The sequence below is a fragment of the Candidatus Nitrospira nitrosa genome, from assembly GCF_001458735.1.
GTDB classification, from domain to species: domain Bacteria; phylum Nitrospirota; class Nitrospiria; order Nitrospirales; family Nitrospiraceae; genus Nitrospira_D; species Nitrospira_D nitrosa.
This window is the reverse complement of record NZ_CZQA01000003.1, coordinates 1-6,693: the sequence shown is the minus strand read 5'-3', so window position 1 is coordinate 6,693 and position 6,693 is coordinate 1. Positions and strand designations below refer to the sequence as shown.

The following is a 6,693-nucleotide window of genomic DNA, read 5'->3' as shown; positions in this document are numbered from 1 at the left end:
CCAGGACTAGCCGCACGGCCTGCTCTCGGAACTCCTTCGTATACTGCTGTCGCGGGACCTGTTCCATCTCACACCTCCAGCCCTCTCATTCTAGGTTGAAGGCGTCCACTTTTTCGAGCTTACCTCAAGTTGTTGCCCGCACGCCATGATCGAGCACAACATGCCCTGCGAGGAGAACACCGAGTCGACTGTCGACGGACACCGAACGACGTGATGTGTTTGCGCATGCGAAGCGGAGCCCCTGTTGTCTTGAACTTACCCCACCCATTTGCTATCCTTCGCCACCTTTCACAGCCGACGGATCTCTTCCTACATTGCACATGATTCTTTAAGGAGTATTCATATGGCCGGCATCAAGCGGGCGTTGATCAGTGTTTCGGATAAGACTGGAGTCGTCGAGATGGCCAAGGGGCTGGAAGCACTTGGGGCCCAAATTTTGTCGACCGGAGGAACGTCGAAGGCACTTCGCGATGCCGGGGTGAACGTCACGGATGTGGCTGCCTATACCGGCTCTCCGGAGATTCTTGATGGGCGGGTGAAAACCTTACATCCCAAGATCCATGGAGGCCTACTGGGTCGGCGTTCCCTCCCGGCCCATATTGAACAGATGAATCAACATGGGATCGGTCCGATTGATGTCGTGATCGTCAATCTCTACCCCTTTGAAGCCACCATTGCCAAGCCTGATTGCCGGTTTGAGGACGCCATTGAAAATATCGACATCGGTGGGCCGTCTATGTTGCGCTCAGCCGCTAAGAATCACGACGATGTGCTGGTTGTGGTTGATCCCGCCGATTATTCCCGGGTGCTGGATGCGCTGAAGGCCGATACCGCGACACCGGCACTTCGTCGTGAACTGGCGATGAAGGTCTTTCAACATACTGCGCGCTACGATGGGTTGATCGCCGGCTACTTGGAAAAGCAGACGAAAGGCGGAGAGGTGAAGTTCCCCCAAGTGTTGTCGCTGCAGTTTGAGCTGAGCGAAACGCTCCGCTATGGCGAAAACCCCCATCAGCAGGGCGCATTTTACCGGGAACTCAACAGCCACGAACCATCCGTGTCGCGAGGGAAGATTCTGCATGGGAAGGCGATGTCGTACAACAACTTCCTGGATGCCAACTCTGCCCTCGAATTGGTGAAGGAATATCATGAGACTGCCGTCGCCATCATTAAACACAACAATCCATGCGGCGTCGCACTGGGAGCCACACCGGTGGAGGCCTATGTGAAGGCCCGCGAGACCGATCCGGTCTCGGCGTTTGGAGGCGTGCTGGCGTTTAACCGTATTGTGGATTTGGCTACGGCAAAAGAAATTACGTCCACATTCGTTGAGGTGGTCATCGCTCCGGGGTTTGCCGACGATGCACTCGCTGAGTTGAAGCGCAAGAAGGATCTACGGTTGTTGGATATCGGCCCCTTGGCGAAGGTCAAGCAGGAAGGATTCGATCTCAAGAAACTCGTCGGTGGGCTCATCGTGCAGGATCGCGATCTTGGCGTCTTGCCGGATCTTCGCGCACTGACGGTGCCGACGCTCCGTAAACCGACGGACGAGGAGTATGCCGCCTGCGCGTTTGCGTGGATCGTCTGTAAACACGTGAAATCGAACGCCATCATCTACGCGAAGCCAGGCCAGACAGTGGGGATTGGAGCCGGGCAGATGAGCCGTGTCGATTCCGTGAAGTTGGCCGCCATGAAAGCACAAATGCCGGTGAAGGGATGTGTGATGGCCTCGGATGCATTCTTTCCTTTCCGCGATGGTCTCGATGCGGCCGCTGAAGTGGGAATTACCGCCGTCATTCAACCTGGTGGATCGATTCGAGACGCGGAAGTCGTCAAGGCTGCGGATGAACATGGAATGGCGATGATTCTTACGGGCATGCGCCACTTCCGCCACTAGTCGGATGTTGAAAACGGCCGCCAGCGGCGTTCTCGCATCGCAAAGCGCCTCAACGTACCCACCACTGTACGCCTCGGCACTTCGCTTGCTGCGGCCTTGCTGGCGACTCGTTTTGAACATCCTCCACGGTAACCGTTCTCTATTCTAAGGAACCATTATGAAGGTGCTTGTCGTCGGCAGCGGAGGGCGTGAGCACGCGATGGTGTGGAAGCTCGCGCAGAGCCCACGGAAACCGATCGTATATTGTGCTCCCGGCAATGCAGGTATTGCCTCATTGGCGACGTGCGTACCGATCAAGGCGGACGATCTTTCAGGACTGAAGCAGTTTGTCACTCATGAACAAATCGACCTGACGGTCGTAGGGCCTGAGGTGCCACTGGCTTTGGGAATCGTTGATGAATTCCGCAAGGCCAAGCTCAGAGTGTTTGGCCCAACCAAGCAGGCTGCTCGATTGGAGGCCAGCAAGATCTTTTCAAAAGATGTGATGGCACAGGCCAAGATTCGCACCGCCCAGGCCAGGAGTTTCGAAAAGGCTGCGGATGCGATGGCCTATCTTGAGCGGCATGACGTACCGGTCGTCATCAAGGCGGATGGGTTGGCGCAAGGGAAAGGCGTCATTATTGCCACGACTCACGAGCAGGCAAAACAAGCGGTTCGTGATTGCATGGAGACGGAGGTCTTTGGGCTGGCCGGAAAGCAGGTTTTGATCGAACAGTTTCTGGATGGTGAAGAACTGACGATCATGGCGTTTACTGACGGCAAGACCATTGTCCCAATGCCGCCGGCACAAGATCATAAGCGAGTGGGGAATGGAGACGCCGGACTGAATACAGGCGGGATGGGGGCCTACTGTCCGGCTCCGCTTGGGACAGCTTCCCTTAGAGATCAAGTGCTCCATGAAGTATTGCAGCCGATGATCGATGCCATGGCCCGTATTGGTTCGCCGTTTCAAGGCGTGCTCTATGCTGGCCTCATGATTGTGAAGGGGATTCCCTATGTGCTGGAGTTCAATGCTCGGATGGGCGATCCCGAAACGCAGGTCGTGCTGCCTTTGCTGAAGACGGATTTACTTGATGTGATCGACGCGGTGATCGACCATCGGCTTGAGCAACTACCGGTCGAATGGTCTCGAGAGGCTGCGGTATGCGTGGTGATGACCTCCGGAGGCTATCCCGGTTCGTATCAGCAGGGAATGGTGATTGCCGGACTTCCCGCGACCGCTGCCGCTTCCTCGGCTTCCGTTGTGTTTCATGCCGGCACTGCGCTACGGGACAAGGACATTATCACAGCGGGGGGGCGTGTGCTTGGTGTGCTTGGGCTGGGCTCAACACTCTCCGAGGCTCAACGTGAGGCCTATCGAGTCGTGAATACGATTTCCTTCGAAGGCTGTCACTTCCGAACCGACATTGCCCACCGCGCGCTTCGTGGGTAGGGTGAATTCGCGGACCATGTCTCTGCCATATTTCTCCTACTGATCACAGCTCATCCAGAGCGACATTTCAAGTGCTGGGCGATCCCCGTGGACTGAAGAGGGGTCCGCTTGGGTTCTCCTAGGTACGAATAGCCAGGGTCAATCACCTTCGGTAGGCGATCGTCCAATCTGCTAGAATATCCTCCTTTAGCCATTACGAAAGTATTTGCCCTCCACCTCGGACGCTGTACGTAGGGCCGTGAGCGAGAGACACCTATGACGAAAGGGGAGACCAACATGCTTCATCACCCGCAGCGGTTTGTCGGCGCAGTTGTCTGTGTGGGGGTGGCGATGAGCCTGGTGGGCTGTGACTACTGGCCGCCGACGCTGCAGGATGAGATCGAACAATTACGTGCCGAAATTCAAACGCTGACGATGGAGAAAACGCAACTGCAGGCTCAAGTGGTTGACTTGACCAGAGTGAAGCAGGAACTCCAGGGACAGATGGATGATCTGAGCCGAGTCAATCGAGAGAAAGGCGTCATCATCAGTGGGTTACAGAGTCAGTTGGAAGCGGTACGCATCAAAGCAATGAAGGCGATGAGTCCGAAGGCATCGACCCGCAAAGGTTCCTCCAAATCACCTGCGACATCTCCGTCCAAGGGTGCGCCGAAATCTTCAGGAAGTAAGCATCCTGCTCCACGATCCATCGGAGTGCGATAGCTTGATGCAGCACGGTTTTCAGCATCGTGCTGCAGAACGCCTGCTTGGCCTTCGGCAACCGGCCGAGGTGTTCGAGTCGGCACGCTCATTTGGAGACCAACCATCGTTTCACTGCGGCTGGTCCAGGCTCGGTGCGTTAATGACGGGTCCCAGCAGGTGTAGCCCCCATCGGCGCAGGGAACTCCTTCCGTCTGCCAAGAGCCTGAGACGCCGTGTCGATCAGCTCGCGTGTTGGGCTAGAGGTCGGATAGCCGTAGGATGACCAGGCCTGGCAGGGCGGGAATGCGGGCATCGTTGGTGAGAAACTGATCACAGCTGGTCTGTTGCGCCGTGGCGGCGTGAATGGCGTCGGGCAACTTGAGGTGCGCGTTGGCCCGCAGGTGCGCCGCGGCGATGAGGATGTCCCGGCTGACGGGAACGATCTGCAAGGAGGTGGATGGTTGTAGGGCGTGGAGATACGCGGCTTGCCGCTCGGTATGGTGGTCCAGCAGCGGTTTGACCAACACTTCTGCGAGCGTGAGTTCACTCGTGACGGCCGTCAACTTTCCGTGGTCGAGTGCCTCGAAGAGTGTGGTCAGGACCGCTCGAGCAAAGAAAGTAGGGTCAGATCTTGCAATGTGCATTTGAGACCCTGACGCAGTTCTTACTGCTACTTGCCGCTCGGAGCCAGTTCGAACCAACTCCAACGTCGGCTCGCCTTACGGAGTCGATGATGTCCAGCAAATTCCTGGAGACCTGTTGGCGGACTCAGCGACTTCACGTACAGTAGCTCAGTGAGATGCCTGCACCATGGCAGAGGATAGTTGCTCCTGGTAATGGCGATGCACGATACAAGATCTGACCCTAATTTGTGTGACCCTAATTTGTGACGATTGCCAAAATGAAACAAATACCTTCATCAAGTATTAACTTAATCTCAATCGGAATTGTCCTACTCATCTTGCTCTTCTGTTTTCCACAATCGGGGTTTCCATTTAGCAAGTTAGCTGACTATCTGGGGGCGTTTAAGGATGAAAGAGCTGATATTAGAAGAGCTGCGCTTGGCCAATTGCTAAGCTGTCAAGAAGAGGACAAGGAGTGCCTTGAAGGAGGCAGTCCAGAGTCCTTTGGTCAGCTTGTCACGGCGGTTATACCTCTGCTGGATGATCCCGATCCAAATGTTCGGGAAGCAAGTATTCTCTATTTGAAGCAATCAACCTTAGCCCGTGTGGTTACGCCAATCGCTCGACGGCTGCGAGATGCGAATGATGATGTGCGTGCGACAGCAGCCGAAGCCTTTTATCTCATAAAAGTGGATGCAGCTACTGTGCGAGAGCTTGAACGCCTACTGCTAGATAAAAACAAGAGAGTGCGAATGGGCGCAGCTAGTTCCCTCGGCTTGAACGGGACTAAGAAATCTGTGGGCCTACTGCGAAAAGCTCTTGCTCATGAAGCCGATCTGGATGCACGCGAATTGTACACGGAGACATTGAAGGAACTTGAAAAGAGACTTGTTACAAGTGGTACAGCGCAGCGAAATCGTGGCCAAAGACCCATCTCTCCGTGAAACCGTACTCTGATCCTCATTGCAATCTCACCAGCACGCGCTTGCAGCAGTAACAGGGTCAGATCTTGAACTGTGCATTCGAGACCCTGACACAGTTCTTACTGCTACTTGCTGCTCGGAGCCAGTTCGAACCAACTCCAACGTCGGCTCGCCTTACGGTGTCGATGATGTTCAACAAATTCCTGGAGACCTGTTGGCGGACTCAGCGACTTCACGTACAGTAGCTCAGTGAGATGCCTGCACTATGTCACGGGAGATGCTGCAGGTGAGAATGATGCACGATTCAAGATCTGACCCTAATTTGTGTATAAACGGAGCTTGAATTCAAATCCGAAGCGCAACACCAAAGCGAGCGCGGAGCACTTCCGCTGGTGTTCGATAGGCCAGACATTTCCGGGGTCTATTATTGAGGGACCGGACAACGTTCGCAAGGTGTGCGGGCGGGACGCGGGAAAAGTCCGTGTGTTTAGGGAAATAGTCCCGCAACAACCCATTGGTATTCTCGTTGGTCCCGCGTTCCCAGGCCGCATAGGGAGCCGCGAAGTACACACGTAGGGGCAAGACACGTTGGAGATCTTGGAACGCTCCCCACTCACTGCCATTATCGACCGTGAGGGTTTTCAGGAGTTGTGTCGGGAGGGATCGAAACAGACGGTGGGTCGCCTGGGTCACAACGGCAGCGGTGCGGCGCGGGACTGTCGCCGCAAGTAGAACGCGACTCCTCCGCTCCACATGGGTGGCGACCGCCGCCGAGTGGCCTCGTCCCACTACGGTATCCCCTTCCCAATCCCCAAACCGGCCACGACGGGCCACGATAGCGGGGCGCTCTGCCAGACTGACTCGACCGGTGAAACGAGGGGTGCGCGGCCCGCTCCCATAGCGCTTGCGGCGCTGACGACGGAACTGCCGAAGACAGCGATACCATCTGCCACCACTGGTGCGATCCTGCGCAATCCACTGATAGAGCGTTTGATGGCTTACTCGCATGGTGACCCCGGTTGTCAAGAGTGGACGCCATGAATGACAGTCTCACGCCGCCGACTGTTGACGGGCCCACCGTTGGGCAAATGCCGCGGGCGAGCGATTCCCCAGCCGGGAATGCCGTCGCTGGCGGTT

At 56.0% G+C, this 6,693-nt stretch carries 6 protein-coding genes; 4 read left to right on the top strand and 2 right to left on the bottom strand.

The annotated features are described in order from the left end of the window. Positions 1–343 precede the first annotated feature (343 nt). The 3 genes from purH (at position 344) to COMA1_RS08655 (ending at position 4,031) form a co-directional block, all read left to right on the top strand. Positions 344–1,897 (top strand): bifunctional phosphoribosylaminoimidazolecarboxamide formyltransferase/IMP cyclohydrolase, encoded by a 1,554-nt coding sequence (gene purH, locus COMA1_RS08665; protein ID WP_090746997.1) that lies wholly within the window; start codon positions 344–346, stop codon positions 1,895–1,897. Between the two features lie 157 nt (positions 1,898–2,054). Continuing rightward, positions 2,055–3,329 carry a phosphoribosylamine--glycine ligase gene (gene purD, locus COMA1_RS08660; protein ID WP_090746994.1) on the top strand — a complete coding sequence of 425 codons (1,275 nt, stop codon included), beginning with the start codon at positions 2,055–2,057 and terminating at the stop codon, positions 3,327–3,329. Between the two features lie 255 nt (positions 3,330–3,584). Then, on the top strand, positions 3,585–4,031 hold the full coding sequence (locus COMA1_RS08655; protein ID WP_090746991.1) for a DUF3450 domain-containing protein: 447 nt from the start codon (positions 3,585–3,587) through the stop codon (positions 4,029–4,031). 236 nt (positions 4,032–4,267) lie between these two features. On the opposite strand, the gene COMA1_RS08650 is transcribed toward COMA1_RS08655, so the two are convergent. After that, entirely contained in the window at positions 4,268–4,654 is a 387-nt protein-coding gene (locus COMA1_RS08650) for a type II toxin-antitoxin system VapC family toxin (RefSeq protein WP_090746987.1), read from the bottom strand. 242 nt (positions 4,655–4,896) lie between these two features. Here COMA1_RS08650 and COMA1_RS08645 point away from each other — a divergent pair, with 242 nt between their 5' ends. Beyond that, on the top strand, positions 4,897–5,577 hold the full coding sequence (locus COMA1_RS08645) for a HEAT repeat domain-containing protein (protein WP_141654275.1): 681 nt from the start codon (positions 4,897–4,899) through the stop codon (positions 5,575–5,577). A 324-nt stretch (positions 5,578–5,901) separates the two neighbouring features. Here COMA1_RS08645 and COMA1_RS08640 read toward each other — a convergent pair whose 3' ends face one another. Further along, complete coding sequence (locus tag COMA1_RS08640; protein ID WP_141654274.1) at positions 5,902–6,582, bottom strand: IS30 family transposase; 681 nt, start codon at positions 6,580–6,582, stop codon at positions 5,902–5,904. Positions 6,583–6,693 lie beyond the last annotated feature (111 nt).

Bases quoted from the DNA above. Each gene is read 5' to 3' on its own strand.
- COMA1_RS08655 (WP_090746991.1), top strand. From the start codon at position 3,585: ATGACGAAAGGGGAGACCAACATGCTTCATCACCCGCAGCGGTTTGTC.
- COMA1_RS08650 (WP_090746987.1), bottom strand. From the start codon at position 4,654: ATGCACATTGCAAGATCTGACCCTACTTTCTTTGCTCGAGCGGTCCTG.
- purD (WP_090746994.1), top strand. From the start codon at position 2,055: ATGAAGGTGCTTGTCGTCGGCAGCGGAGGGCGTGAGCACGCGATGGTG.
- purH (WP_090746997.1), top strand. From the start codon at position 344: ATGGCCGGCATCAAGCGGGCGTTGATCAGTGTTTCGGATAAGACTGGA.